Source organism: Pedobacter sp. 01T416_2, assembly GCF_056398925.1.
On record NZ_JBFTQI010001185.1, the window covers coordinates 1 to 1,145 of the forward strand.

The 1,145-nt window shown below is 40.7% G+C and carries 2 protein-coding genes; both read right to left on the reverse strand.

The window, feature by feature from the left end:
• Positions 1 to 614, reverse strand: a 614-nt coding sequence (locus tag AC1DPQ_RS28420) for a 4-hydroxyphenylpyruvate dioxygenase family protein (protein ID WP_477611667.1), incomplete at its 3' end; no start/stop codon positions are given.
• A gap of 154 nt (positions 615 to 768) precedes the next feature.
• The coding region (locus AC1DPQ_RS28425) for a homogentisate 1,2-dioxygenase domain-containing protein (RefSeq protein ID WP_477611668.1) at positions 769 to 1,145 on the reverse strand (377 nt) is incomplete at its 5' end.

Here is a 1,145-nt window from a genome sequence, read left to right on the forward strand (position 1 = left end):
GCCCAGCCCATTACATCTTCGTACCATTGTACGGCTTCATTCATGCGGTTCCAACCTACGTTACCCACACAATGATCGATATATAAAAGACCCGCATCGGCAGGTTGATAATCGCTTTCCCATACACGGTAACCCGGCATAAAGGTTCCATTATAATTTTTACGCTCAATAAACATGTGTACAGTTTCGCCATAAGTATAAATACCGCTCATCCGAACTTCACCATTTTCATCAGTTAAAGTTTGAGGAGCCAAATAGGGTTTCGCACCACGTTTTGTGGTTTCTTCAAAGGCGCTATAGGCATCGTCTACCCAAAGGGCTAATACTTTTACCCCATCGCCATGTTTTTTTACATGCTCTGCTATTGGATGATCTGATTTTAATGCTGTGGTTAAGATCAATCTGATTTTACCCTGCTGCAATACATATGATGAACGGTCACGTACACCAGTTTCTGGTCCGGCATAAGCCAGGCTTTGAAAACCAAATGCAGTTTTGTAGTAGTGAGCCGCTTGTTTAGCATTACCTACATAAAATTCGATATAATCTGTTCCGTTAATAGGCAGAAAATCTGGTGCTTTTGATATTTTTTCTGCGAATGTTTGTGTTTCCATTGTTGTTGTTATTATGTCCGAGGTCGGGGAGGCCGAAGTCGGATGTGTTGTTATTTTTAAATGGTTAACCGCTTAATTGTTTAAATCGGTTAACTGTGCATGTTACTTTAAAGAGCTTAAATCCTATAATCCCGAAATCTTAATCATCCTAACTTTACTCTATGTTAATCTGCCAACTTTTGTGGTAATTTTCGTCCTCGATATCCAGGGCATCCTGTGTAAGCATTAAAGGTTTAAAAGGATCGATCATTACCGCCAGTTCATCTGTTTTTTCTTTTCCGATCGATTTTTCTACGGTACCCGGGTGTGGCCCATGTGGAATACCTCCAGGGTGTAAGGTAATCTGCCCTTTAACCACACTTTTGCGGCTCATAAAATCACCATCTACATAATAAAGCACTTCATCGCTATCTACATTGCTATGGTTGTAAGGCGCAGGAATAGAATCAGGGTGATAATCGTATTTGCGGGGAACAAAAGAACAAACTACAAAATTGTGTCCTTCGAAAGTTTGGTGAACCGGAGGTGGTT